Origin of the sequence: Marinobacter sp. LA51 (assembly GCF_030297175.1) — a bacterium.
Taxonomy (GTDB): domain Bacteria; phylum Pseudomonadota; class Gammaproteobacteria; order Pseudomonadales; family Oleiphilaceae; genus Marinobacter; species Marinobacter apostichopi.
On the sequence record NZ_AP028070.1, the window covers coordinates 2,470,092 to 2,493,343 of the forward strand.

Sequence of the window (23,252 nt, forward strand, 5' to 3'; positions counted from 1 at the left end):
GGGTAATCCTCATTAGTTCAGAAACCGAGACTGGACAGCAGATCATCAACGTCGTCCTGTCCCGACACTACATCTTCACGTTCTTCGGCCTTGATCTGCGGCCCTACACCCTGCTCTGCCGAAACCTCAGTTTCATCAATCTTGTGCACGGTGCCAGTCAGCTGATCTACATGGCTGGCCATCACCACGAGGCTTAGCATCTGTTCTTCGACTTCTTTCACCAGCGCAGTGACCTTCTGAATCACCTGACCGGTCAGATCCTGGAAATCCTGGGCCAGCAGGATTTCAGACAGGCTGTTATACATGCTGTCGGCGTCGGCAGTCAGGCTGACGAAGAAGCGGTCAATCCGACCGTACAGCTCGCGGAATTCCGCTGGCTGCATCTCACGCCGACGCAGGCGCTGCCACTCGTCCCGGAGTTCCGTCGCTTCATTGCGGACCGCGTTTGCCACTGGCATGGTTTCTTCAACCAGGTCCATGGTGCGATTGGCAGCCTGGCTGGTCATCTGCACGACATATTCCAGGCGATCGGAGGCGTCGGTCATCTTCGACAGTGCTTCCTGCTGCTCCAAACTGCGCGGATCTATCTGGAAATTACGAATTGCCTCGTGAAGACTCCGGGTGAGGCGTCCAACCTCACGGTACAGGCTTTGGTCCCTGACCTCGCTGAGCTCGTTAATCACAGTCATTGCTTGAGCAAAATCGCCGGCCTGCACACTCTTGGCCAACTCCTCACTCTGACGCTGGAGCTTTTCAGTCACCTCCGGATCGAGGCTCCGATGGTTCGTATTGCTATCGCTCATAAGAGCCATCCGACCTCTGGTTACTGAATACGTTCGAAGATTTTCTCAATCTTTTCTTTAAGCACCGCGGCCGTAAATGGCTTGACCACGTAGCCATTCACACCAGCCTGGGCGGCTGCGACAATCTGGTCGCGCTTGGCTTCCGCGGTCACCATCAGCACCGGCAGGGTCTTCAGGCTTTCGTCCGCGCGCACGGCTTTCAGCAGGTCAAAACCCGACATGCCCGGCATGTTCCAGTCCGTCACCAGAAAGTCGTACTTGCCGCTTTTCAGCATTGGCAGCGCAGAATTGCCGTCGTCAGCTTCATCGGTGTTGCTGAACCCAAGATCGCGCAGCAGGTTCTTGATGATCCGTCGCATCGTGGAAAAATCATCCACGATCAGGATTTTCATGTTCTTGTCCAAAGGGACCTCCAGTTAGTCACACCCGGAATTCGTTTGACCGTTGAGCTCTAAACCTAACGGGCCGTCTTTTTTAACCACGTATTGTCTGATCTTTGATGACCATGTAAAGCGCTGGTTACCAAAAACTACACAGCGCCATGAACCGGACACACGTTATTTGTCATCATTCGTTGGCGTCTCGCTGCCAGTCGGACAGCCGACCGCGCAATCGCAGTGCGGCCTGGCTGTGAATCTGACTGACCCTGCTTTCGCTTACCCCGAGGACGGCGCCGATCTCTTTCAGGTTCAGCTCTTCCTGGTAATACAGGCTCAGAACCAGCTTTTCGCGCTCCGGTAACTCCTCAATGGCGTGCGCCAGGTTGCGCCGGAAAGCGTCGGAAGCCAGTCCATCCAGAGGATTATCACTGGTCTCTGCTTCTTCTATCGGCAGATCTCCGGATTCATTGAGCTCATCGAGGCTAAAAAGTCGTCCGCTGTTAGCGTCCGATAGCGAGGCATGATATTCCGACAGCTCCATTCCCAGCTCTTCAGCGACTTCAGGGTCCTGAGCTTCCCGGCCTTTGCGGTCTTCCACGGCCTTGATCGCTTGAGAGATACGGCGGGCGTTACGGTGAACGGACCGGGGCACCCAGTCGCCCTTACGGATTTCATCCACCATGGCGCCACGGATGCGGATTCCGGCATAGGTTTCGAAGGTAGCGCCTTTTGCGGAACTATAGCGTTGGGCAGCCTCAAGCAGGCCAATCATGCCGGCCTGCATAAGGTCTTCCAACTGCACTGAGGCCGGCAGTCGGGCCATCAGGTGCAGCGCTATTTTCTTGACCAGCGGGGCCTGCTCTTCAATGAGACGGGCCTGACCCGAGGCGCCGGCCTGCTGGTAGATTCCCAGGTTATTCGTCAATGTCATGCATCCGGTGTTGTTTTGACTGGATCAGATTCAGACTTCGACGAGCCGCTCCACAAAAAACTCGAGATGTCCCCGAGGAGAGGAAGGTAGCGGCCAGCTGTCTACTTTATCCGCCAGGGCCTTGATTGCCAGTGAGGCCTTGGCGCGGGGGTAGGCGTCCAGCACAGCGCGCTGGCGCTGCACCGATTTCTTGACGGCCTCGTCGTAGGGCACCATGCCCACGTACTGCAGGGCAACATCAAGGAAACGTTCGGTGACCCGGGTCAGTTTATCGAACAGGTGACGTCCTTCCTGTTCGTTGCGCACCTGGTTCGCCAGAATGCGGAAACGGTTGGTGCCGTACTCCCGGTTCATCAGCTTGATGAGAGCGTAAGCATCCGTAATAGAGGTAGGTTCGTCGCATACCACGAACAGCAACTCCTGGGACGCGCGGAGGAAGCTGACGACTGACTCGGAAATGCCGGCGGCGGTATCAACGATCAACACGTCAATCTGATCACTCAATTCACTGAAAGCGTTGATCAGGCCCGCGTGTTCCATGGGGCTCAGGTGGGTCATACGCTGGGTGCCGGATGAGGCCGGGACGATTTTGATGCCACCAGGGCCGTTCACCAGTACGTCCTTCAGGTCACATTCGCCTGAGAGCACATCCGAGATATTGCGATTGGAGGTAATGCCGAGCAGCACGTCGATGTTGGCCAAACCCAGGTCGGCATCCAGAATCACCACGCGACGGCCTTTCTGTGCGAGGGCGATACCGAGGTTGACCGACACGTTACTCTTGCCGACCCCACCCTTTCCACCAGATACCGCAATCACCTGTACCGGATTTGCTCTGCTCATGTTGAATCTTGTCTCTCGCCAGTTTCGTCGAAGGCTCGTCTTACTAAACAGCGCCCGTTTTGCACGCCGGATACTCCATCATCCGATACAGGTGTCACAATACTCAAGCCCCTTCAGCCACCGATTGCTCTTGCTGAATGCTTTTTAACCGCTCCACACCCAACCGAACCAGCGGAACGGCCTCTGCGTGATGCAGGTCCTCAGGGATTTTTTGACCATCCGTGTAATAGGCCACCGGCAACCCGGTTTCCATGACAAACCCCAGAGACTCGCCCAGGGTAAGGGCTTCGTCAATCTTGGTCATCACGCAGCCCGCAAGATTTGCCATCTTATAGCAATGCCAAACGGATTTCATGATGCGTGGCTGACTGGTGGCGGATACCACCAGATGAGTGCGAATGTTGTGATGGCTTTGCGCCAACTCCGACAGCTGCTCTTCGTAGCCTTTATCTGAGCTGGTCAGTCCTGCGGTATCGATCAGCACCATGTGGCGGTCGGACAATTCGTCGAGAATGGAATCCAGCGAGTGGCTTTCGTCAACGACCCGCACCGGTACATTGAGGATGCGCCCGAACACGAACAGCTGCTCGTGGGCCGCCACCCGGTAACGATCAGTGGTCACCAGCGCCAGTGAATCGGCGCCGTGACGAAGCACGTAGCGTGCCGCCAGCTTACCAATGGTTGTGGTCTTGCCGGAGCCGGTGGGACCTACCAGAGCGTAGGCGCCGCCCTCGTCCAACCATTCCTCACGGGCCGTGCGCACGCCGGTGACGAGCATCTTCAGGGACTGCTTCCAGCCCTCGTCGAGCCGGCCGCCTTTATGCCGACGTGACAGAGACGCCGCCAGATCGCTGCTCAACCCAAACTCCTGCAAACGTTCCGCCAGTCGCTGCTGAACGGCATTGCTGGCAGGTTTGGCAGGCTCAGCCGCCCGACCATGCATCAAATCCCGTAAGGAGCTGATTTCGGCTCGCATCTGGGCCAGTTCATCTGAATAGCCGGAAGTGCCGCCGTTTGACCGGGCAATCGGCTCCTCGGAATCGGCCATGGCCGCGTCGCTCAGCTCGGCGAACGATGCGCCAGCATAGCCGGCACCCGCCTGCGCCCGTTTCTCGCGGACGTCACGAATGCGATCCCGAGACCGCCCCAGCTCGTCTTCCAGGCGACGGTGCTGGTCGGCCTGCATTTCCGCCAACCGCGATCCGTTGGTGGCGGTTTCGGCCTGCTCGCCCAGACGCTGGCGCGCCATATTCTCGTCGTAGTCCAGTGCCGTCACGATTTCGACGCCGCCATCGACACGGCGATTGGAAAGAATCACGGCATCCGGGCCCATCTGCTCACTGACCTGCTTCAGCGCCTCTGACATGCTTTGCGCAAAAAACCGTTTTACTTTCATGCTGCCTCATCCTCCACCGGCACCGCCGCCTGGGCGTTGTCCGTATTGGGGTCCGTGTGCTTACTGGCCAACGGACGCCACGATAGTGATCTGTTTGTTATCCGGGATTTCCTGGTACGAAAGCACGTGCAAACGCTCGACTCCGTAACTCGCAAACCGCGCCAGAACCGGCCGAAGCGGCCCTGAGACCAGCAGGATGGCGGGCTTCCCAAGCATTTCCTGGCGCTGCACGCTTTCCTGGAGGGAGCGCTGCAGTTTTTCCACCATGTTCGGCTCGAGAACCAACCCAATGTCATCCTGACCGCCGGATTGTTGACTCTGTTGAACAGACTTCAGCAATAACTGTTCCAGATCTGGATCCAGGGTAATAACCGGTATCTCTGCCTCGTTGCCACAGATGCTCTGAACGATCATGCGACGCAGGGACTGTCGGGCTGCTGTGGTCAGCAGTTTCGGGTCCTGGCTCTTCGGATGCACGTTGACCATGGCCTCGGCAATGGAGCGCATGTCCCGGATCGGCACCTCTTCTTTCAGCAGGTTTTGCAGCACTTTCAGCAACAGACTGATGGACATCGTAGTCGGCACCAGTTCCTCGGCCAGCTTGGGCGACACTTTCTCCAACTGGTCCAGCCACTTCTGAACTTCCTCGTGACCCAGCAGTTCATGGGCGTGTTTCTGCAGCACCTGATTGAGATGGGTTGCCACCACAGTGCTGGCATCCACCACGGTATAACCCAGAGTCTGGGCCTGGTCTTTCTTGTCCGACTCGATCCAGCTGGCATCCAGACCAAAGGCGGGATCTTTACCTTCAATGCCTTCGATCTTGCCGAACACCTGACCCGGGTCGATGGCCAACTCCCGCTCCGGGTGGATTTCGGCCTCGGCAATGGTGACGCCCATCAAGGTGATTCGATAAACGTTGGGCATCAGGTCCAGGTTGTCGCGAATGTGAACCGACGGCATCAGGAAGCCCAGATCCTGGGACAGCTTTTTGCGCACGCCCTTGATCCGGCTCAGCAGCTGACCACCCTGGGATTTGTCGACCAGGGGGATCAGCCGGTAGCCGACTTCCAAACCAACAATGTCGACCGTGGCCACGTCGTCCCAGCCCAGCTCTTTGGTCTCACTTGGCGCTGGCAACTCGCGGCCATGATCACCATCCCCGCCCGAGGGCAGTTCGCCGCCGGCTGGCCGAGGCATGCCACCGGAACCACCACGCACCGGGAAGGCTCCGTCTTCCTCGACGGTTTGGCGATCGTGCTTCCAGATATACCAGGCTGCGCCGGCGGCAAGACTGCCGAGACCCAGGAAGGCAACGTGGGGCATACCTGGAATCAGGCCCAGGATAATCAGGATTGTAGCGGCAATGGCCAGGGCCTTGGGCGCACTGAACATCTGACTCAGGATTTGCCCACCCATGTCCTGGCTGGAGGTTACCCGGGTCACCATGATGGCAGCGGAGGTAGAGAGCAGCAGCGACGGGATCTGGGCGACCAGGCCATCACCGATGGTCAGCAGGGCGTAACGCTCCACTGCCAACCCGAAGGTCAGATCGTGTTGCAGCATACCGATGGCAACACCACCGATGATGTTGATGGCCAGAATCAGCAGGCCGGCAACCGCATCGCCTTTCACGAATTTGGAAGCACCGTCCATGGAACCGTAGAAGTCGGCTTCCTGAGCAATTTCCGAGCGGCGGTGCTTGGCTTCGTCCTGATTGATCAGGCCGGCGTTCAGGTCGGCATCGATCGCCATCTGCTTGCCGGGCATGGCGTCCAGAGTAAAGCGGGCGCTGACTTCCGAGACCCGGCCGGCACCTTTGGTCACCACCAGGAAGTTGATGATCATCAGGATGGCGAACACCACCAGACCGACCGCGTAGTTGCCGCCGATCAGCACTTCACCAAAGGACTCGATGACCTTACCGGCAGCGTCGCCACCCTCGTGCCCTTCCAACAGTACGATCCGGGTTGAGGCCACGTTCAGGGCCAGCCGCAACAGTGTTGCTACCAGCAGTACGGTCGGGAAAGACGCGAACTCCATTGGACGCATCGCGTAGACACACACCAGCAGGATCACAATGGACAGGGTGATGTTGAAGGTAAAGAAGACGTCCAGAAGGAATGCCGGCATGGGCAGGATCATCATGCCCAGCAGCCCCATCAGCATGACCGGGACACCGAGGTTTCCCCGCGTCAGGGATTTGACGTTATTAAGGACTAAAGCTCTGTCCATGCCGGATACTTCTCCGATTGGCTGTGCGTGACCGCGTGCTCAGGGTCGAAAACCTGACGCAAAGGCGTCGTTTCAGAGAGGTGTGGCAAGATCCGTACCACTCCTTACTCAATTTCCATGAGCTTTCCGAGAGTGTCGCCTGACGTACCCGCCCAGATGCGGTATCCTTGCGCCATTTGAACGCGCCGCAAATCCATTTAAGACAAACCAGACTCACAGGTGACCCATGCCAATTCACGAGGTTAAACATCCCCTGATCCAGCACAAACTCGGCCTTATGCGCCGGTCGGACATCAGCACCAAGAATTTCCGTGAGCTGGCACAAGAAGTTGGCGCCCTGCTGACTTACGAAGCGACAAAAGATTTCAATCTGCAGGAAAAGACCATCGAAGGCTGGGCCGGACCGGTCAAGGTTGAGCAGATCCACGGCAAGAAGATCACCATTGTTCCGATCCTGCGTGCTGGCCTCGGCATGCTGGACGGTGTTCTGAGCCTGATCCCGGTCGCGCGGGTGAGTGTGGTCGGCCAGATCCGTAACGAGGAAACCCTGGAAGCCAGCACCTACCTGGAAAAGCTGGTCGGCGAACTGGACCAGCGTATGGCCCTGATCGTGGACCCGATGCTCGCCACCGGTGGCTCAATGATTTCGACCATCGACCTGCTGAAGAAAGCCGGCAGCACCGAAATCCGTGCCCTGATCCTGGTTGCGGCGCCTGAGGGTGTTGAGAAGGTACTGGAAGCGCACCCGGACGTATCCATCTACACCGCATCTGTGGACGAGCGCCTGAACGAGAAAGGCTACATCCTGCCGGGTCTGGGCGATGCCGGTGACAAGATCTTCGGCACCAAGCAGAAGGACGTCTGAGCATGCAAGAACACACTAACGAACCGGCCTGGAAACAGGCACTAGCCGGTTCCCAGATGCTGCTGGTGGCTTTCGGCGCCCTGGTGCTGATGCCACTGATCACAGGGCTGGACCCGAACGTCGCCCTGTTCACCGCCGGCATGGGCACCATCGTGTTTCATATTGTCACTGGCGGCCAGATTCCGATCTTCCTGGCGTCGTCCTTTGCCTTCATTGCGCCGGTCATTGCCTCCAAGGGCCGATTCGGCATGGAAGAGACCCTGGGCGGCTTGATGGCAGCCGGCATTCTGTACATCTTCCTGAGCGGCTTGGTTCGCCTGCGCGGCACCGGCTTTGTACGCGCTTTGCTGCCGCCCGTAGTCATCGGCCCGGTTATCATGACCATCGGCCTCGGCTTGGCGCCGGTTGCCGTACACATGGCTTCCGGCCGCACCGGCGACGGTTCCAGCCAGCTGATCCCTTACGATACCGCTATCTGGATCGCGATGATTTCCCTGGGCGTGACCATCATCATGTCTGTTTGGGCGAAGGGCATCTTCCGCCTGATCCCGATCATGTTTGGTGTCATCACCGGCTACGTACTGTCTGCCTTTGCTGGCATCGTCGACACTACGCCCATCCAGGAAGCGCCCTGGCTGGCGGTACCGAACTTCGTTGCGCCTGAATTCAGCTGGGGTGCCATCCTGTTCATGATTCCGGTGGCCATCGCCCCGGCCATTGAGCACATCGGCGACGTTCTGGCCATTGGCAACGTCACCCGCAAGAACTTCCTGGAAAAGCCGGGCCTGCACCGCACACTTCTGGGCGACGGCCTGGCCACCAGCGCCGCAGCGGCCCTGGGTGGACCACCCAACACCACCTACTCGGAAGTTACCGGTGCAGTCATGCTGACCAAGAACTTCAACCCGCGGGTTATGTGGTGGGCCGCCGTAGTTGCCATCGTGCTGGCGTTCGTTGGCAAGTTTGGCGCCGCCCTGCAAACCATTCCGGTGCCGGTTATGGGCGGCATCCTGTGCCTGCTGTTCGGCTCCATCGCGGTGGTCGGCCTGAACACCCTGATCCGCCACCAGGTGGATCTGTCCCAGTCCCGTAACCTGGTGATCGTGGGCGTGACCCTGGTATTCGGTATTGGCGGCATGGTGCTGGGCCACCTGGAAGGCATTGCCCTTTGTGCGGTCGCAGCCATCATCCTGAACCTGATCCTGCCCGGCAGCCGCGAGGCTTGGGGCAAAGCGGTGTATGAGCAGCAAGCCGACTGATAGCTCCGGCATCAGTTTCACCGCCCTCTATACCGGTGCCGTCTGGCACCGGTATGGTCTCTCCGACGACATCCTCGCCACTGAACAGGGCCGCTGGCTCTTCCACCTGATGACCCCGTTCGAATCCGCCAGCAAGGCGGCCATCGGCGGCAATATCCGAACCTTCCTGCTGCAACGCCATTTAATCATGGACCACCTGATTGATCAGGCAATTCACGACACCGGCACAACTCAGGTTCTGGAAATAGCCTGCGGCATGTCCCCCAGAGGACTTAGATTGCGGCAACGGCATCCCCTGATGCACATGGTGGAAGCCGACCTTCCCGACATGGCCGGACGAAAAGCGATGCGGCTTCTGGCGGCGGGCCGCCTGGGCGACCATCATCAGGTTACGCCCATCGATATCCTGGCCGACCACGGCGAATACCAGATCGAAAAAGTCATTGATCGCGTGTTCGACAACGCCAAACCGGTGATCATCGTCACCGAGGGCCTGACCAGCTACTTCTCACTGGATGTCATCAGCGACTTCTGGCGCCGCCTGGCGAAGGTCATGGCTGATCGCCCCGGTTCGCTCTACCTTACCGAAAGCTACTACCGCCCCACGCAACCCTTGCTGAACGGCACCCTCAAGGCACTGGGCGCCCTCCTCGGCACCGCCACTCGCAGTCAGGTATCGTTCCACTTCCAAACTGACGACGAAGCCCAGCGCCATTTTCTGTCCTGTGGTTTCGACTCAGCCACCGTCCACGATCCACGGGCCTGGTACGGCACACTACCGATACCCAAGAGTCGCGGGGAGCCTATGGTTCGGGTTATTGCCTGTAGCTCCGGAGCAGAACCGTCACACTGATACCCTAGCCTGATAGCTGGGGAGTATGGCGTTTGTGGGCCGCGCTCCCAAAAACCGCTACGAGCACGTCCATGTGCGCTTGTTTCCGGCCATCCTTGGCCTCCAACATTTTTGGGAGCGCGGCCCACAAACACCTTTCAGCACCATCGATATCGCCAAAAAGACAGATCGATTCACCGGCGGGAGTCTTGTTGATATAACGCAGTAAGTCCGACGTGGAGGTGCGGGAAGGCTTTCCAAAACTGTGCGGAGCCATGGATGGCGGAGCTCAAGCGTCACATGGACGTGCTTGAGCGGGTTTTGGAAAGCCTTCCCGCACGTCCACTGGCACCAACTTTGAAGGCTAGGCGCTCAAGAGCTAAACATCGCGCCGCAAGTCCGAAGGAATCGGGAACTTAGGCATGCCAGGTTTCTCCCCACGCCCCTTGCGGAACTGCCGGAGCTGGAACACGTAGGCCAGAACCTGGGCGATGGCCATGTAGAGGCCGTCGGGGATCTCGTCGCCGATGTCGGCGTTGTGGTAGGTCGCTCGGGTGAGCGGAGGCGTGCGCAGCACTTCCACCTTGTGCTCGCGGGCGATTTCCATGATCTTGAAGGCCACCTCGTCGGCCCCCTTGGCCACCACTATCGGCGCCGCCATGGATTTCTGATCGTACTTCAGTGCCACCGCATAGTGAGTCGGGTTGGTGATCACCACGTCGGCAGTCGGTACGTCCTGCATCATGCGACGCTGGGCCATCTCGCGCTGGAGCTGCCGGATCTTGCCTTTGACTTCCGGCTTGCCCTCGGTGTCCTTGTACTCGTCCTTCACCTCCTGCTTGGTCATTCGCAGTTTTTTCTGGTGATCGTAAATCTGGAACGGTACGTCGATCAGCGCAATGATGATGGTGGCGCAGGACAACAGGAAGAAACTCCAGCCCAGCGTCCACAAAACGTGCTCCATGGCCGGAACAGCCGGCTCCTCGGCGATGCTGAGCAGGTCTTCAGTTCTGAGGTTCAGGATGAGAACGGCCACCGACATCACCAAACCGACTTTGGCGATGGCCTTTACCAACTCGATCAACGAGCGGGCGGAGAACATGCGGCCCAGGCCCTTGATGGGGTTCATACGGTTCAGCTTGGGCGCAATCGCTTTGCCGCTAAACAGCAGGCCGCCAATGCCGATGGAGCCGAAGATTGCGGCAATCAGCAAGACCACGAGAATCGGAGATAACGCCCAGGCGGCCTCTTTCGCGGAGGCAATGAGCTGAACACTCATGTGACGGGTATCGAAGATCGCCGAGCGCTCCAGCACAAAACTGTCGCGCATGATGCCTTCCAGGCTGGCACCCAAGCTGGAGCCGAACATCAGCAGGCCGCCAGCGCCCGCCATCAGCACAGCCATGGTGGCCAGCTCACGGGAACGGGCGGTCTGGCCCTCGTCCTTGGCTTTTTCAAGCCTTCGGGGCGTGGCCTCTTCCGTTTTTTCCTGACTGTTGTCGTTCTCTTCGGCCATGGTTCAGCGTCTTCGGAAGCTAAAGGAGAAAGGCCTTTACGGCCGTCCCTGCAACTGCCTCATGAATTCAAAGGTCTCCCGCGTGTACTGATCAAAGTGCGGCAGAAAGTTGGCGTGCAGTACCCAGATGGAAAATAATCCAAAAATCAGGCCAATCGGGAAACCCAGGGCGAAGATGTTCATTTGGGGCGCCGCACGGGTCATCACGCCAAATGAGATGCTTACGATAAGCACCGCAGTGACTGCCGGCAGTGCCAGCAGCATGGCGGAGGCAAACATCCAGCTGATGCGATGGGCCAGATCCCAGACGCCTCCCTGCCCCAGGCCTTCCAGGCCGATGGGTAAGGTCCGGAAACTTTCAATGAATACCTCGAAGACGGCCAGATGACCGTTCATGGCCAGGAACAGCAACGTGATAGTGATGGTGTAAATCTGCGACAGCACCGGGACATTAACGCCGTTGGCCGGGTCCACCATGGACGCGAACCCCAGACCCATCTGCATGGCGATCATCTGGCCGGCGACGACAAATAACTGCCACAGGGCCGTTAAGGCGAAGCCCAGGCCGACACCGATCAGGATCTGCTGCAGCGTGATCACCACAGCATCGGCACTGAGCGCTTCAACTTGTGGGACTGGCGGAATGAGCGGAACAATCAGGATGGTCATCAGCAGCGCCAGGCCCAGACGAACCCGGGCCGGCACCAGCTGGGTGCCGAAGATGGGGATCACCATCAGGAAACTGGCCAGCCGGAACAGCGGCCACAGGTGCTGGCCTACCCACTGCCCCAGCAGATCCGCACTGAATTCCGCTGGTATCATCCGTCAGCCAATCAGGTAGGGAATGCTGGATATCAGCCGGTTGGCGTGGTCCAGCAACTGGGTCAGCATCCAGGGACCCATGACAATGATAACGATCAGCGTCACCAGCAGCCGCGGCAGGAAACTGAGGGTCTGCTCGTTGATCTGGGTTGCGGCCTGGAAGGTACTCACCACCAGACCGATCAGCAAACCCGGCACGATAATGACCGACGCCAGCAGCACGATCATCCACAGCGCCTCACGAAGAATATCGATAACGGTTTCCGGAGTCATTGCGCCCCCTATATTCCGTAACTGGCGGCCAGCGTGCCCATGATCAGGGCCCAGCCATCCACCAGCACAAACAACATGATCTTGAACGGCAGCGAGATGATGATCGGTGACAGCATCATCATACCCATGGCCATCAGGACACTGGCGACCACCATGTCGATGATCAGGAACGGGATAAACAGGATAAACCCGATCTGGAACGCGGTCTTCAGCTCACTGGTGACGAAAGCCGGCATCAATACCCAGAACGATACGTCGTCGGGGGTCTGATACTGCACATCGGCCATCCGCATGAACAGCGCCAGATCGCTTTCCCGGGTCTGCTCCAGCATGAACTTCTTAAACGGGACGCTCGCCAGTTCCACCGCCTCCAGGGAGGTTACCTCTTCCTGCAGGTAGGGTTGCAAGCCGACGCGGTTGGCCTCTTCCAGTACCGGCTTCATGATGAAGATACTCAGGAACAGCGCCAGCCCGAGCAGAATCTGGTTGGACGGCGTTGCCTGCAGGCCAAGGGCCTGGCGCAGAATGGCGAACACCACGATGATCCGGGTGAAAGACGTCATCATCATCAGCATCGCCGGCAGAAAGGTCAGCGCCGTCATCAGCGCCAGAATCTGCAGCGTTACCGAGTATTCCTGAACGCCCTCACCTTCACCAGGCTCAACCGTAAAGGCCGGAATGCCGGGAATACCGCCGGATTCCTGGGCCATGGACAAAGGCGCCCAGATAACGCCGAGCAAAAGCACCAGTACCGGAGCAAACCGTTTGAGAAGCAAAGCAGGCATGGAGTCAGTCTTTCCTTGCGGGCGAAGTCCAGGATTTACCAATCATGCCCTGAAGCCGGCGAGCGAACTCACCGGAAGGCGGATTGCTGGCATCAACCACCGGCTCATCAAACACATGCAGCGTGCGAATGGCAGACGGTGTGATGCCCAACAGGATCTGCTGGCCACCCACTTCTATCAGCGCCAGGCGCTCGCGGGCGCCGAGGGCCATGACCGACACCACCTTGATGGCGTTGTTGTTCATCCCGGTCATGCCATTCATGCGACGGATAATCCAGGCACAGCCGTAGATGAGCGCAATGACGGCGATGAGGCCAAGGCCCAGGCTCACCATCGTACCCATGGTATCCGGGGCGCGGGTCGGCAGTTCCTGGGCTGCTTTTCCGGCCTCCTCTGCCCAAAGCGGACTCGCAAGCGCGAGCGCAGTCAGACCGAACAGCTTCGACCACATGTTATTTCTGCAACCGCTTGATGCGCTCGCCCGGACTGATGACGTCAGTCAGGCGAATACCGAATTTTTCGTTCACCATGACCACTTCACCGTGGGCAATCAGGGTACCGTTCACCAGCACGTCCAGCGGTTCGCCCGCCAGCCGGTCCAGCTCAATCACCGAGCCCTGGTTGAGTTGCAGCAGGTTGCGGATCGGAATCTGGGTGTTGCCGACTTCCATGGAAATGGTCACCGGAATGTCCAGAATCACGTCCATGTCCGGGGCCGGTCCAGTGCCCTGGGACGGCTGGCTCACGTGATCAAACTCCTCCATCGGCGCGGCCTGCACATCGTCGTCCTTTCCGGTTTCGCCAGCTTCGGCCATGGCCGCCGCCCACTCGTCCTCGCCAGAATCGGCGTCGTCACCGGACTCTTCCATGGCCGCTTCCCACTCCGCGGCCAGCTTTTCGTCTTCGCTGAGCTGCTGCTCGCCTTTGCTGTCGTCAGCCATTGCGTCCCACCTTCAGTTGTTTCTTGACCTTGGGCAGCGATGCCCTCTCTTGAATTCGAAGGGCCAGCTTGCCATCCCTCGTGCCCATAGTGGCCTTGTAAATCGGAATACCGTTCGCGGTCACCGTCAGATGGTCGGGGATCTCCACCGGGATGATGTCGCCCGCCTTCATCTTGGCAATGTCCCGCAGTGAAATCCGGCGCCGGCACACGGTGGTGTTCACCGGCACGTTTACCTCCTGGATGTCTTCCTGCAGGGCATTAACCCAACGTTCGTCCACGTCGTCGATGTCGCTTTGCACACCGGCATCCAGCACATCACGAATGGGCTCGATCATGGAATATGGCAGCGCGAAATGCAGCTCACCACCGCCACCGTCCAATTCGATGTGGAAGGTGCTGACCACCACCACTTCACTGGGGCTGACGATGTTGGCCATAGCCGGATTCACTTCGGAACTGAGGTACTCAAAATCGACTTTAAGGACCGCCTGCCAGGCCTCTTTCATGTCGGTGAAAACCTGATCCAGCACCATCTGCACAATTCGGGTTTCGGTCGGAGTAAATTCCCGGCCTTCGATCTTGGCGTGCCGGCCTTCACCACCAAAGAAGTTGTCGACCAGCTTGAACACCAGTTTGGCGTCGAGTACGAACAGCCCAGCGCCACGCAGCGGACGAACCTTGACCAGGTTGAGACTGGTGGGCACGTACAGGGTATGGATGTACTCACCGAACTTCATGATCTGCACGCCACCGGTGGAGACATCGGCGTTGCGGCGCATGAGATTAAACAGGCTGATCCGGGTATAACGGGCGAAACGCTCGTTGATCATCTCCAGTGTCGGCATCCGGCCACGGACGATGCGATCCTGGCTGGCAAGGTCGTAGGACTTTACGCCGGTTTCGTCGGCCTCTTCATAGGTATCGATATCCCCATCGTCCACACCATGGAGAAGGGCATCGATTTCATCCTGTGACAACAAGTCCTGCATACGTAGTCCTGCCCCTGAAATGCCTTACCCGCTTGGGGTCCTATTGCACCACAAAATTTCTGAACAATACCCGCTCGATAGCAGGCTCGCCTTCCTGTTCCAGCACCTGGTTAACCGTTGTCGACATCCGCTCGGCCAGGCCCTGACGCCCTTCCGGCGTCTGTAAATCCTCAAACTTACTGCTGCCCAGAACCGTCACCAGCTGGCTCCGGATCAACGGCATGTGCAATTCCGCTGCGGCCAGGGCCTGCGGGTCCGTTGCCTCAAGGGCCAGGTAAACCTGTGCATATCGCTGGCGGCCCCCGCCGGTCTGCACTGTGGTCACCACCGCCTTGTTCAGCTCAACGTAAGTGCTGGGCACGAAGGTCTCTTCCACTGCCTCTTCGGTGGCCTCGCCCTCGTCGCTGGACGTGCCCGGCAGACTGCCGCCGAGGAACCAGAGCGTGCCCACGATCGACAGCGCAATAGCCAGGACAACAATGATCACCAGCATGATGATCATTTTCAGTTTGCCTTTCTGGGCCGGTTCCGCTGCAGGTTCGTTATTTTCAGCCATAGTCTTCGCTTTGCCAGAAATTCGTCAGACGGAGGGTTTTTCCGCGACTTTTATGAATCCGATGCAAAGGGTGGGCCAGAAAACCCACTCCTCCCGTTAAGAACAGCAGTTTAGCGTTGCACGGGAGGATGGGCAAAATAGATTGGAGAGAATTCTTAAAAGAAGGAACCACTTACAGATCAGGACGGAAAGCGCCCCCTTCGCCATCAGGCGAAGACGTCGACTTCGCCCTTCCAGCTCAGATCCAGACTACCGGCTTGAATGTCGGCTTCATCGGCGTCAGACAATAGGGAATCACCCGAGTGGCCACCCTTGCCACTGCCCTGCTCCTCGCCCGATGACTGTTCACCACTGCGCTGCTGAGGCGAATCGGAAACATCGAACCGAGCCAGGTTCAGACCCTGCTCACCCAGCATGTCGCGGAGTCGATGGGATTGCTGTTCCAGCTGCTCCCGGACAATTGGGTTGGCTGAGTGCACGGTGATGTTGGCCTGCTCGTTCTGCACCCGCACTTTCACCTCCATCGGCCCCAGGTCCGCCGGTGTCAGGTGGATTTCCGCCACCGACATATTTCTGGCGGTCAACCAGCTGAGCTTACCCACCAGTTTGTCACCCCAGTCGGCTTGGCCAACTGGCGTGTCGATGGAGGTGGCGTAGCTTTTCAATGGCACGGCAGCCTCCGCCGGAACCTTAACTGCAGCAGCATTCGCAACCTGCTGACCAGCTACTTCCAGACTGGACTGAAAACGGCCAGAGGCAATCAGACTGGCAGGGTCAGCCGGCCGACTGGTTTCGGAGCCAACGGTAGCAGCCAACGCCTCGGTCAGCTGCAACCCAGCGGTCAATCCGGGCGAACTCTGCCCCACCTGACCGATCTGCCCCGGTTTGACACCCGAACCCGCGTTCAGGGCACCGGCGACCGGCATCAGTGTGGGCAGCGGCCCCGTGGTACCACTCACCTCAGCGGCCTTGCCGCTGACGGCCATGCCCGCCATTCCTGACGCCGGGGTCAGCAGGGCCTGGAGTTCGGCAAACGTAGGGGGAACAACAGTTTCTTCCAGGCCTTCAAGGGCCTCACCCGCAGCGTTACCGGATCCTTCACTGACCTCAACCTTACCGGTGGAGCCAGCAGCAGATTCGTCCGGAGCGCTGTTATCGGCGCTGGCTTTGTCGGCATTGTCTGCTGTTTTGCTATCGCCCGCGGCCTGCTGTCCCGCCGGCTCCGAAGATCGATCATTGTCGGCCTTACGGGCATCGTTTGTAGCCTGCTCCGACCGCCGATCGGATTCCTGCCGGTCCAGGCGCTTTTGCTCCGCGCGAGATACCGATTCGTAACGGCTTTCGCCATCCGGCTCCCTGGCGGAACCGGACTTCGCGGGGTTAACGTCAGTTTTCATCCCTGGTGCGGGAGTCTGGGGGAGAACCATCTGGGCCATGGCAACCTCTTGCCGCTTTCGTCTCTGGGACACCCAAATCTTGCCGGCTTAGAGCTAGCTTGGGGGCCGTTTCCTTGAGATCTGCAAAAGCGATGCCAAACAAACAATCGCTTCTCAGCGAACCATGAACTCCTCGATCAGTTCGGTCACTTTGCGAAATTCCGCCTCAATGGTCTCAATGATGGCGGGCACGTCCGCCAGCTGCCGCTCTTTACCGGCGCTTTCGGCTGCCCGGCACAGCTCGCCCAATTGTGGCGCGCCAATGTTGATGCAGCTGCCTTTGAAGCTGTGGGCGGTGTGCGCCAATGCCTCGGCATCCTGCTCACTGACCGCCTGTTTCAGGCTGGCGATTCGCTCACGGGAATCGTACAAGAATGTGCGCATCAACACGTCGAATTCATCTTCCATGACATCCTGAAGCTCAGCCAGTGCCTCGTCGTCAAGGTGCGGTTTTTCAGTCATACCTACCCCCTGTTCGTAAACCGGTCACTGCCGGTGTGATGACGCCGGATTCGATAAGCTTCCGACGACTTCCCAATCAAAAATGATTTCAACCTGATTTCCCTGCTGGTGAAACGTGACGGATTCAGCCAGCCGTTTCAATAGCAAAAGACCGCGACCGGCGTAGCGGCCGGCCCTTCCAGGTCTCAGATCCGCCTCAAGGATGGGATGGTTGTGGAAATCAAAGCCCGAGCCACTGTCCTCACAGACAATGCGCAGCCGACCCCCCGATGGTGTCATGGAGTGACTGAGACTGAACCGGATAAAATGCCCCTCAACCCGGCTCAACCGGCGGCGACGCTCTTCATAGTATTGGTCAAAACCCTCGGCCGACTGTTTCCAGTGCGATGGCAGCTCCAACACACCGTGCTCCAGTGCATTGCTGTAGAGCTCCGCCAGCAAGGTGTAGATCTCGCCGCTCTTGCGCCTCAAGCCTGGCACTTCCATGCAAATGTGCAGCAGCAACGGCAAGGGGCTGAAATCCCCGAGGGTGCGTTCGCGGACTTCGTACTCACAATGCCACTCCATCGGCCCGGGCAGCGGCGACGGCTCGGTGCGATCCTGTATGATGGAGATGCCAACCTCGTCGACCATCTCGACACTGCACATGGTCAGATCGTCGGTATCGGCGGCGCTCGCGGAAAAATGCTGTACGGCTTCCAGCACGGCATCAAATGGATGTTGACTCGCCGTCCGTGATTCCAGCGCCCACCGAATGCCTGAGTCCCCAAACAAACGGCCCTCGGTGTTGCGGGACTCCAGAAAGCCATCGGTCAGCATCAGTAAGCGGTCGCCTGGCCCAGTGGGCAGGTTATCCATGCTGTCGTCAAAGCGGTCTGATGACAGAATGCCGAGCGGCAAATGCCGGGAGGGCACAAGCTCAAGGTCGCCGTTGGCCCGCACCAGCCAACCATCAGGCAGACCACCATTCCAAACCTGCAGTTGGTTGTGCTTGAAATCGGCCTCGATCATGCCGCCGCAGCAGAACATGCCCGGCGGCAGGATCTGTTTGAGCTTTTGATTAAACTCCCGCAGCACATCTGCCCCCTTGAATCCCTTGGTGACCATGCCATAGAAAATCTCTGCCAAGGGCATGGCACCGATGGCTGCAGGCAGGCCATGACCGGTAAAATCACCGATGAAGACCAGCATGCCCCCGGCCGGAAACGGCGCCGCAAACAGGACATCGCCGTTGAACAGGGCCAGCGGTGAGGCGTGGTGACGAATATTGAAGGCGTCCAGGCAACCGGTGTGGGCCACGTTATCGAAGACCCTTTTCGCGATCTCCTGCTCCTGCAACAACTGCTCGTTACGCTCCCGGGTCAGATCCCGCTGGCTCGACAAGGCCCGGTGCATCAGCCGCATGCGATTGAAGGCGTTGATCTTGGCCTCAAGGATAACCCGGTTGTAGGGCTTGCTCAGGAAGTCATCGCCGCCGGCATCCAGACACTTGGCCAGCTCCTCTGCCTCAGACAGCGACGTTAGGAAAATCAGCGGAACCATCCGTTCGCCCGCCAGGATCTTGATTTGCCGGGCCGCCTCCATGCCGTCCATCACTGGCATCAGGGCGTCCAGCAACACGATATCGGGATCACAGTCCTGGAACAGCTGAACCGCTTCCTGGCCATTCTTCGCCTCGAAAACACGATGCCCCAACCGGCGCACCAACGCCGTCAAAATAAGACGATCAGTGTCGCTGTCATCGGCAATCAGGATGGTGAGCGGTTTGGGTTCCGCAATGGATTCTTCCACGAGGGGCTCCGGGCAGTGCGCATGATTCAACGGATGGCGAACAACTGCTCGAAATTGGAGATGGACAGGATCCGACGGACGTCGTTATTGCAGTTTTCAATGGAAATGCTTGCGCCATCCCCGCCGGCGTAATCCCGGAGCAGGAGCAACATACCAAGCGCGGAACTATCCAGATAGGTGGTATCCGACAAGTCGACGATGTAGTAGCGAATGCTTTCATCACCGTGCTCGTAGGCATCACGGAAGGCCTGATGGGTGCTGAAGTCGAACCGCCCCACAATACTGATGATCAGAGTCTGGCTGTCTTCACCACGACGTGTCTGAATCGGCATTCCCAAACCTCCGAATGATTTCGTTGGAGCATGAACCATCCCTTAACGGGCGAATCTTCTTGGGATAAGGATAGCCCAACACGACTAAATTGCACTGGTCAGAATCCGGCGCTGAGCCGCCTTTATCGACGCCGGCGAACAAAGGCCCGACCGGCTGCTTCGTCGGCCAGCTTCTGCTCACTCAGGTCCTGCTCACGCTGCTCCTGCTGGCGACAGGTCTCGATGTATTTCTCCATTCCTCGTTTGCGCTCGTAGGCTTGCTGCCATTCGGCACGCCTGGCGCCAAAGACTTTCTCGGCCTGGTCGAGCTGTTTCTGCTGCTGGCCAATGACCTGATCGAGCTGGGCGATAAAAGCCTGCCAGGACTGCAGGCGGCGCACGTCAACGACACCCTGTTGGCTGTTACGAATCTGATCCCGATATTCCTGCTGGTACTGGTTCAGATTGTTGATCTGCTCCCGCTGCTGCTCTACCAGTTTGCGGGCCTCCCCCATGCGCTCGAGCGCCTCCTGCTCCTTACGCTCTTCCAGGGTTAACACGACTTCCAGGCGCCGGGAACGAAGCATCAGCCTCTAGCCCCAGAGCCGCCGGGCGGAGAATTCACCGCCGCCGACTTGATGCGATCCGGTGACCGCCGCTCCGGCACCACCGCCAGTAACTGCTCAATGCTGTCTTTCAGCGGAGCACTCTCATTCAGCCCTTGCTGAAGGAACTGGCGCATATTGGCGATGTGGGCGATGGCAAAATCCGTTTCCGGATCCGAGCCCTTTACGTAGGCGCCAACACTGATCAGATCCCGGGCCTGCTGATAGCGGGAATAAACCTGTTTGAACCGTTGGGCGCGGGCAAAGTGGTCAGTTTCGGTGACCTGGGGCATCACCCGGCTGATGGAAGCCTCAACATCAATGGCCGGATAATGACCCTCTTCCGCCAGGCGGCGCGACAACACAATGTGGCCATCCAGGATCGCCCGGGCGGCATCGGCAATGGGGTCCTGCTGGTCATCTCCCTCGGTTAGCACGGTGTAGAACGCGGTGATCGAACCACCACCGGGCCGGCCATTACCGGTACGCTCAACCAGCTGGGGCAATTTTGCGAAGACAGAGGGCGGATAGCCCTTGGTTGCCGGGGGCTCGCCGACTGCCAGGGCGATTTCACGCTGGGCCTGGGCGTAACGGGTGAGCGAATCCATCAACAGCAACACCCGCTTGCCCTGATCCCGGTAGTACTCGGCGATTCGTGTGGTCAGCATGGCCGCACGCAAGCGCATGAGCGGGGAATCGTCGGCGGGCGACGCCACCACCACGGATCGGGACAGGCCTTCCTCTCCCAGGATGTCCTCGATGAATTCCTTGACCTCCCGGCCACGCTCGCCAATCAGGCCCACCACGGTAATATCGGCATCGGTGAACCGGGTCATCATGCCCAGCAGCATACTCTTACCCACACCACTGCCGGCAAACAGGCCCAGGCGTTGGCCCTGCCCTACGGTCAGCAGGGAGTTGATGGCTCGAATACCGACATCCATGGACTGCCGCACCGGCGCACGATTCAGGGGGTTGATGATATCGCCGGCGAGCGCCACCCGGGCCTCGGCCTGCAGCGGTCCCTTGCCGTCCAGCGGCTCGCCACTGCCGTCCACCACCCGCCCGAGCATCTGCGGCCCGACCGGAACCCGACTGGCGGCCGACACCGGCACCACCCGGGCACCGGGTTTGAGACCGTCAATGGCGGTGAGCGGCATCAGATAAACCCGGTCGTCCTCAAAACCCACCACTTCCGCTTCAATGGTGCCGGCACCCTGGCTCTCGATAACACAACGATCGCCTACCACCATGGGGCAACCAACACATTCCAGGGTCAGTCCGACCATGCGGGTTAGCCGGCCGGATAACTCCGGAGTTGGTTCGTCACCGAGAAAATCCTGAAACTTATTCAGCCGATCAGCCAGACGTGAGGTCATCGCCCGCGTCCTTGTCGTCGTTCGGCTCATCCTGCGGAGACAGGTCTTGCGGTTCGGGGGTGCTCAGTACGTCCCGCTGAAAATCAGTGAGATCGCCCATCAGGGCATCCAGCTCTTCCACGTCGCCAGCCTCGCCGTCCTCGGCTTGCTGCGCCAGCATGCTCTGGACGGCACGCTGGAACCGCTTTTCAACGGTGAAGTCCACCAGGCTGTGGCGGGTTTGGATGGTGCAGCCACCGGGCAGAACGGTGTCGTCGGCAATGATCGAGGCGGACGAATCCAGCCGTGCGGTCACTTCGCGCACGAAGGTTTCGTCGTCAGGGTGAATATGAATGCGCAGGTTTTCCGCGGTTGATGGCAAGGCCGCCAGGGCCTTCCGCACAACGCTCTGAATCTGGGACGAATCCAGGGACAGTTCCCGGAACACCACCGCCCGTGCCAGGACCGTGGTGAGATTTACCAGCGCTGTTTCCACCTCGTCTTCATGACGGCGAATTGGCAGCAGCAATTCGCCCATGAGATGTTCAAGGCGATCGAGCTTGGTGTCGATGTCCTTGCGGCTGTCTTCGTAGCCCTGTTTTTCGCCCTGTTCCCGACCTTCGGTAATGCCAGTCTGTAGCCCTTCCGCGTGGCCCTCAGCCTTACCCTCGGCCAGCCCGGCCTGATAGCCCGCTTCCCGGCCCTCGTTGTAACCGTCCTCGCGCGCCGCCTTGCGGATCTCTCCCAGGTCGGCGGCAGTCAAAGGTTTGACGTCCCGCTCCTCTTCCCGGGCAATTTCATTGCCACGGGCGTCCAGCAGGGGCAACTCCCAGCGCTCGTACGCGGTCAGCTGTTCCTTCGGTATGCGGTTGAGATCCTTGGAGGAATCTTTCATCACATCATTTCTTCGCCGGCACCGCCGAGTGAGATTTCACCCGCTTCGGCCATCCGTCGGGCCACGGTGATAATGTCTTTCTGAGCCCCCTCAACCTCGCTGACCTTAACCGGGCCCTTGGCCTCCAGGTCATCCTGCAGCAGCTCGGCAGCCCGCTTGGACATGTTCTTGAAGATCTTCTCCTGGACCGCATCGTCGGCGCCTTTAAGAGCCACCACCAGCACTTCCGAAGACACTTCCCGCAGCAGCGCCTGGATGCCGCGATCGTCGATATCCTTGAGGTTGTCGAAGACAAACATCAGGTCCTCGATGGTCGAGGCCAGATCCGGATCCATATCCTTGATGGAATCCATCAGGTTGCCTTCGATGCTGCGATCCATAAAGTTCATGATGTCGGCCGCACGCTTGATACCGCCAATCCGGCTGGTCTGAGCGGCCGAGCCACCGGAGAACTGTTTCTCCAGAATGTCATTCAACTCCTGCAGGGCCTGGGGCTGGATACTTTCCAGGGAGGCCACGCGCATCATCACATCCAGCCGAACCTTGTCGTCCAGGGTGGCAAGAATTTCAGCGGCCTGATCCGGGTCCAGATAAGAGATAACGATGGCCTGAATCTGAGGGTGCTCGTAACGGATGATGTCGCCCACGGCACGGGGCTCCATCCACTTGAGAGTATCCAGACCGGTGGTGTTGCCCCCAATCAGGATGCGATCAATCAGGCTGGCAGCCTTATCGTCTCCCAGGGCCTGGGTCAGCATGGCGCGGATATAGTCGTCGTTGCCCACACCGAGACCGGTCTGGCCGCCCACGGCGTCAACGAACTGGCTCAGCACGAAGCTGACGTCATCCTTGCTGACGTCCTTCATCTGGGCCATGGCCACACCCACACGCTGGACCTCTTTCGGACCCATGTGTTTTAGCACCTGTGCTGCATCAGCCTCGCCCAGGGACATCAGCAGGATGGCG

Annotated in this window: 25 protein-coding genes; 3 read left to right on the top strand and 22 right to left on the bottom strand. The window is 58.9% G+C overall.

Going from position 1 to position 23,252, the window contains the following annotated elements:
- Positions 1–17: 17 nt before the first annotated feature.
- The 6 genes from QUE89_RS11325 to flhA form a co-directional block, all read right to left on the bottom strand.
- Positions 18–803 (bottom strand): protein phosphatase CheZ, encoded by a 786-nt coding sequence (locus tag QUE89_RS11325; protein ID WP_286220189.1) that lies wholly within the window; start codon positions 801–803, stop codon positions 18–20.
- Positions 804–823: 20 nt separating this feature from the next.
- A complete protein-coding gene (cheY, locus tag QUE89_RS11330; RefSeq protein WP_041341381.1) occupies positions 824–1,207 on the bottom strand; it encodes a chemotaxis response regulator CheY in 384 nt (127 codons plus the stop codon).
- A 163-nt stretch (positions 1,208–1,370) separates the two neighbouring features.
- On the bottom strand, positions 1,371–2,114 hold the full coding sequence (locus QUE89_RS11335) for an RNA polymerase sigma factor FliA (protein WP_286220190.1): 744 nt from the start codon (positions 2,112–2,114) through the stop codon (positions 1,371–1,373).
- A gap of 30 nt (positions 2,115–2,144) precedes the next feature.
- Positions 2,145–2,957 (bottom strand): MinD/ParA family protein, encoded by an 813-nt coding sequence (locus QUE89_RS11340; RefSeq protein ID WP_286220191.1) that lies wholly within the window; start codon positions 2,955–2,957, stop codon positions 2,145–2,147.
- Between the two features lie 103 nt (positions 2,958–3,060).
- A complete protein-coding gene (gene flhF / locus QUE89_RS11345; protein ID WP_286220192.1) occupies positions 3,061–4,353 on the bottom strand; it encodes a flagellar biosynthesis GTPase FlhF in 1,293 nt (430 codons plus the stop codon).
- A gap of 60 nt (positions 4,354–4,413) precedes the next feature.
- Positions 4,414–6,588: a flagellar biosynthesis protein FlhA gene (flhA, locus tag QUE89_RS11350; protein ID WP_286220193.1), complete on the bottom strand. Its 2,175-nt coding sequence runs from the start codon at positions 6,586–6,588 to the stop codon at positions 4,414–4,416.
- Between the two features lie 226 nt (positions 6,589–6,814).
- On the opposite strand from flhA, the gene upp reads away from it, so the two are divergent.
- Genes upp through QUE89_RS11365 form a run of 3 tightly spaced genes read left to right on the top strand, consistent with a single transcriptional unit; the run spans position 6,815 to position 9,565 of the window.
- Positions 6,815–7,453 carry a uracil phosphoribosyltransferase gene (gene upp / locus QUE89_RS11355; RefSeq protein ID WP_286220194.1) on the top strand — a complete coding sequence of 213 codons (639 nt, stop codon included), beginning with the start codon at positions 6,815–6,817 and terminating at the stop codon, positions 7,451–7,453.
- A 2-nt stretch (positions 7,454–7,455) separates the two neighbouring features.
- On the top strand, positions 7,456–8,712 hold the full coding sequence (locus tag QUE89_RS11360) for a uracil-xanthine permease family protein (RefSeq protein WP_286220195.1): 1,257 nt from the start codon (positions 7,456–7,458) through the stop codon (positions 8,710–8,712).
- On the top strand, positions 8,693–9,565 hold the full coding sequence (locus QUE89_RS11365; RefSeq protein ID WP_286220196.1) for a class I SAM-dependent methyltransferase: 873 nt from the start codon (positions 8,693–8,695) through the stop codon (positions 9,563–9,565). The genes QUE89_RS11360 and QUE89_RS11365 overlap by 20 nt, the downstream gene beginning before the upstream one ends.
- A 358-nt stretch (positions 9,566–9,923) precedes the next feature.
- Here the strand turns inward: QUE89_RS11365 and flhB are convergent, their stop codons facing one another.
- The 16 genes from flhB to fliG all read right to left on the bottom strand — a co-directional run bounded on the left by flhB (position 9,924) and on the right by fliG (position 23,239).
- A complete protein-coding gene (flhB, locus tag QUE89_RS11370) occupies positions 9,924–11,060 on the bottom strand; it encodes a flagellar biosynthesis protein FlhB (protein WP_286220197.1) in 1,137 nt (378 codons plus the stop codon).
- Positions 11,061–11,096: 36 nt separating this feature from the next.
- Positions 11,097–11,882 (bottom strand): flagellar biosynthetic protein FliR, encoded by a 786-nt coding sequence (gene fliR / locus QUE89_RS11375; RefSeq protein WP_041341357.1) that lies wholly within the window; start codon positions 11,880–11,882, stop codon positions 11,097–11,099.
- A 3-nt stretch (positions 11,883–11,885) separates the two neighbouring features.
- The gene (gene fliQ / locus QUE89_RS11380; protein WP_286220198.1) at positions 11,886–12,155 is read right to left on the bottom strand and encodes a flagellar biosynthesis protein FliQ; all 270 of its coding nucleotides are present in this window, start codon (positions 12,153–12,155) and stop codon (positions 11,886–11,888) included.
- A gap of 8 nt (positions 12,156–12,163) precedes the next feature.
- On the bottom strand, positions 12,164–12,940 hold the full coding sequence (gene fliP / locus QUE89_RS11385) for a flagellar type III secretion system pore protein FliP (protein ID WP_286220199.1): 777 nt from the start codon (positions 12,938–12,940) through the stop codon (positions 12,164–12,166).
- 4 nt (positions 12,941–12,944) lie between these two features.
- Complete coding sequence (fliO, locus tag QUE89_RS11390; protein WP_286220200.1) at positions 12,945–13,391, bottom strand: flagellar biosynthetic protein FliO; 447 nt, start codon at positions 13,389–13,391, stop codon at positions 12,945–12,947.
- A 1-nt stretch (position 13,392) separates the two neighbouring features.
- A complete protein-coding gene (gene fliN / locus QUE89_RS11395; protein WP_286220201.1) occupies positions 13,393–13,881 on the bottom strand; it encodes a flagellar motor switch protein FliN in 489 nt (162 codons plus the stop codon).
- Positions 13,874–14,872, bottom strand: a complete 999-nt coding sequence (gene fliM / locus QUE89_RS11400) for a flagellar motor switch protein FliM (RefSeq protein ID WP_286220202.1) — start codon at positions 14,870–14,872, stop codon at positions 13,874–13,876. Before fliM ends, fliN begins: the two co-directional genes overlap by 8 nt.
- Before the next feature lie 40 nt (positions 14,873–14,912).
- A complete protein-coding gene (locus QUE89_RS11405) occupies positions 14,913–15,428 on the bottom strand; it encodes a flagellar basal body-associated FliL family protein (RefSeq protein ID WP_286220203.1) in 516 nt (171 codons plus the stop codon).
- A 206-nt stretch (positions 15,429–15,634) separates the two neighbouring features.
- A complete protein-coding gene (locus QUE89_RS11410) occupies positions 15,635–16,864 on the bottom strand; it encodes a flagellar hook-length control protein FliK (RefSeq protein WP_286220205.1) in 1,230 nt (409 codons plus the stop codon).
- A gap of 114 nt (positions 16,865–16,978) precedes the next feature.
- A complete protein-coding gene (locus tag QUE89_RS11415) occupies positions 16,979–17,326 on the bottom strand; it encodes an Hpt domain-containing protein (RefSeq protein WP_286220206.1) in 348 nt (115 codons plus the stop codon).
- Between the two features lie 24 nt (positions 17,327–17,350).
- Positions 17,351–19,117, bottom strand: a complete 1,767-nt coding sequence (locus QUE89_RS11420; RefSeq protein WP_286220207.1) for a PP2C family protein-serine/threonine phosphatase — start codon at positions 19,115–19,117, stop codon at positions 17,351–17,353.
- A gap of 26 nt (positions 19,118–19,143) precedes the next feature.
- Entirely contained in the window at positions 19,144–19,449 is a 306-nt protein-coding gene (locus QUE89_RS11425; protein ID WP_041341335.1) for an STAS domain-containing protein, read from the bottom strand.
- 122 nt (positions 19,450–19,571) lie between these two features.
- Complete coding sequence (fliJ, locus tag QUE89_RS11430) at positions 19,572–20,015, bottom strand: flagellar export protein FliJ (RefSeq protein WP_286220208.1); 444 nt, start codon at positions 20,013–20,015, stop codon at positions 19,572–19,574.
- Positions 20,015–21,412, bottom strand: coding sequence for a flagellar protein export ATPase FliI (fliI, locus tag QUE89_RS11435; protein WP_286220209.1), 1,398 nt, complete (start codon positions 21,410–21,412; stop codon positions 20,015–20,017). Before fliI ends, fliJ begins: the two co-directional genes overlap by 1 nt.
- Positions 21,393–22,286, bottom strand: a complete 894-nt coding sequence (locus QUE89_RS11440) for a flagellar assembly protein FliH (RefSeq protein ID WP_286220210.1) — start codon at positions 22,284–22,286, stop codon at positions 21,393–21,395. The genes fliI and QUE89_RS11440 overlap by 20 nt, the downstream gene beginning before the upstream one ends.
- Positions 22,286–23,239 (bottom strand): flagellar motor switch protein FliG, encoded by a 954-nt coding sequence (fliG, locus tag QUE89_RS11445; protein ID WP_434784109.1) that lies wholly within the window; start codon positions 23,237–23,239, stop codon positions 22,286–22,288. The genes QUE89_RS11440 and fliG overlap by 1 nt, the downstream gene beginning before the upstream one ends.
- Between the last annotated feature and the right edge of the window lie 13 nt (positions 23,240–23,252).

Excerpts from the sequence above, each read along its gene's own strand:
- QUE89_RS11335 (WP_286220190.1), bottom strand. The coding sequence starts at position 2,114 with ATGACATTGACGAATAACCTGGGAATCTACCAGCAGGCCGGCGCCTCG.
- fliG (WP_434784109.1), bottom strand. The coding sequence starts at position 23,239 with ATGTCCCTGGGCGAGGCTGATGCAGCACAGGTGCTAAAACACATGGGT.
- QUE89_RS11405 (WP_286220203.1), bottom strand. The coding sequence starts at position 15,428 with ATGGCTGAAAATAACGAACCTGCAGCGGAACCGGCCCAGAAAGGCAAA.
- fliI (WP_286220209.1), bottom strand. The coding sequence starts at position 21,412 with ATGACCTCACGTCTGGCTGATCGGCTGAATAAGTTTCAGGATTTTCTC.
- QUE89_RS11360 (WP_286220195.1), top strand. The coding sequence starts at position 7,456 with ATGCAAGAACACACTAACGAACCGGCCTGGAAACAGGCACTAGCCGGT.
- QUE89_RS11425 (WP_041341335.1), bottom strand. The coding sequence starts at position 19,449 with ATGCCGATTCAGACACGTCGTGGTGAAGACAGCCAGACTCTGATCATC.
- QUE89_RS11340 (WP_286220191.1), bottom strand. The coding sequence starts at position 2,957 with ATGAGCAGAGCAAATCCGGTACAGGTGATTGCGGTATCTGGTGGAAAG.
- fliQ (WP_286220198.1), bottom strand. The coding sequence starts at position 12,155 with ATGACTCCGGAAACCGTTATCGATATTCTTCGTGAGGCGCTGTGGATG.
- QUE89_RS11325 (WP_286220189.1), bottom strand. The coding sequence starts at position 803 with ATGAGCGATAGCAATACGAACCATCGGAGCCTCGATCCGGAGGTGACT.
- fliP (WP_286220199.1), bottom strand. The coding sequence starts at position 12,940 with ATGCCTGCTTTGCTTCTCAAACGGTTTGCTCCGGTACTGGTGCTTTTG.
- QUE89_RS11410 (WP_286220205.1), bottom strand. The coding sequence starts at position 16,864 with ATGGCCCAGATGGTTCTCCCCCAGACTCCCGCACCAGGGATGAAAACT.
- fliR (WP_041341357.1), bottom strand. The coding sequence starts at position 11,882 with ATGATACCAGCGGAATTCAGTGCGGATCTGCTGGGGCAGTGGGTAGGC.
- QUE89_RS11415 (WP_286220206.1), bottom strand. The coding sequence starts at position 17,326 with ATGACTGAAAAACCGCACCTTGACGACGAGGCACTGGCTGAGCTTCAG.
- flhB (WP_286220197.1), bottom strand. The coding sequence starts at position 11,060 with ATGGCCGAAGAGAACGACAACAGTCAGGAAAAAACGGAAGAGGCCACG.
- upp (WP_286220194.1), top strand. The coding sequence starts at position 6,815 with ATGCCAATTCACGAGGTTAAACATCCCCTGATCCAGCACAAACTCGGC.
- QUE89_RS11440 (WP_286220210.1), bottom strand. The coding sequence starts at position 22,286 with ATGAAAGATTCCTCCAAGGATCTCAACCGCATACCGAAGGAACAGCTG.
- fliN (WP_286220201.1), bottom strand. The coding sequence starts at position 13,881 with ATGGCTGACGACAGCAAAGGCGAGCAGCAGCTCAGCGAAGACGAAAAG.
- flhA (WP_286220193.1), bottom strand. The coding sequence starts at position 6,588 with ATGGACAGAGCTTTAGTCCTTAATAACGTCAAATCCCTGACGCGGGGA.
- flhF (WP_286220192.1), bottom strand. The coding sequence starts at position 4,353 with ATGAAAGTAAAACGGTTTTTTGCGCAAAGCATGTCAGAGGCGCTGAAG.
- fliM (WP_286220202.1), bottom strand. The coding sequence starts at position 14,872 with ATGCAGGACTTGTTGTCACAGGATGAAATCGATGCCCTTCTCCATGGT.
- fliJ (WP_286220208.1), bottom strand. The coding sequence starts at position 20,015 with ATGCTTCGTTCCCGGCGCCTGGAAGTCGTGTTAACCCTGGAAGAGCGT.
- QUE89_RS11365 (WP_286220196.1), top strand. The coding sequence starts at position 8,693 with ATGAGCAGCAAGCCGACTGATAGCTCCGGCATCAGTTTCACCGCCCTC.
- fliO (WP_286220200.1), bottom strand. The coding sequence starts at position 13,391 with ATGTGGTCGAAGCTGTTCGGTCTGACTGCGCTCGCGCTTGCGAGTCCG.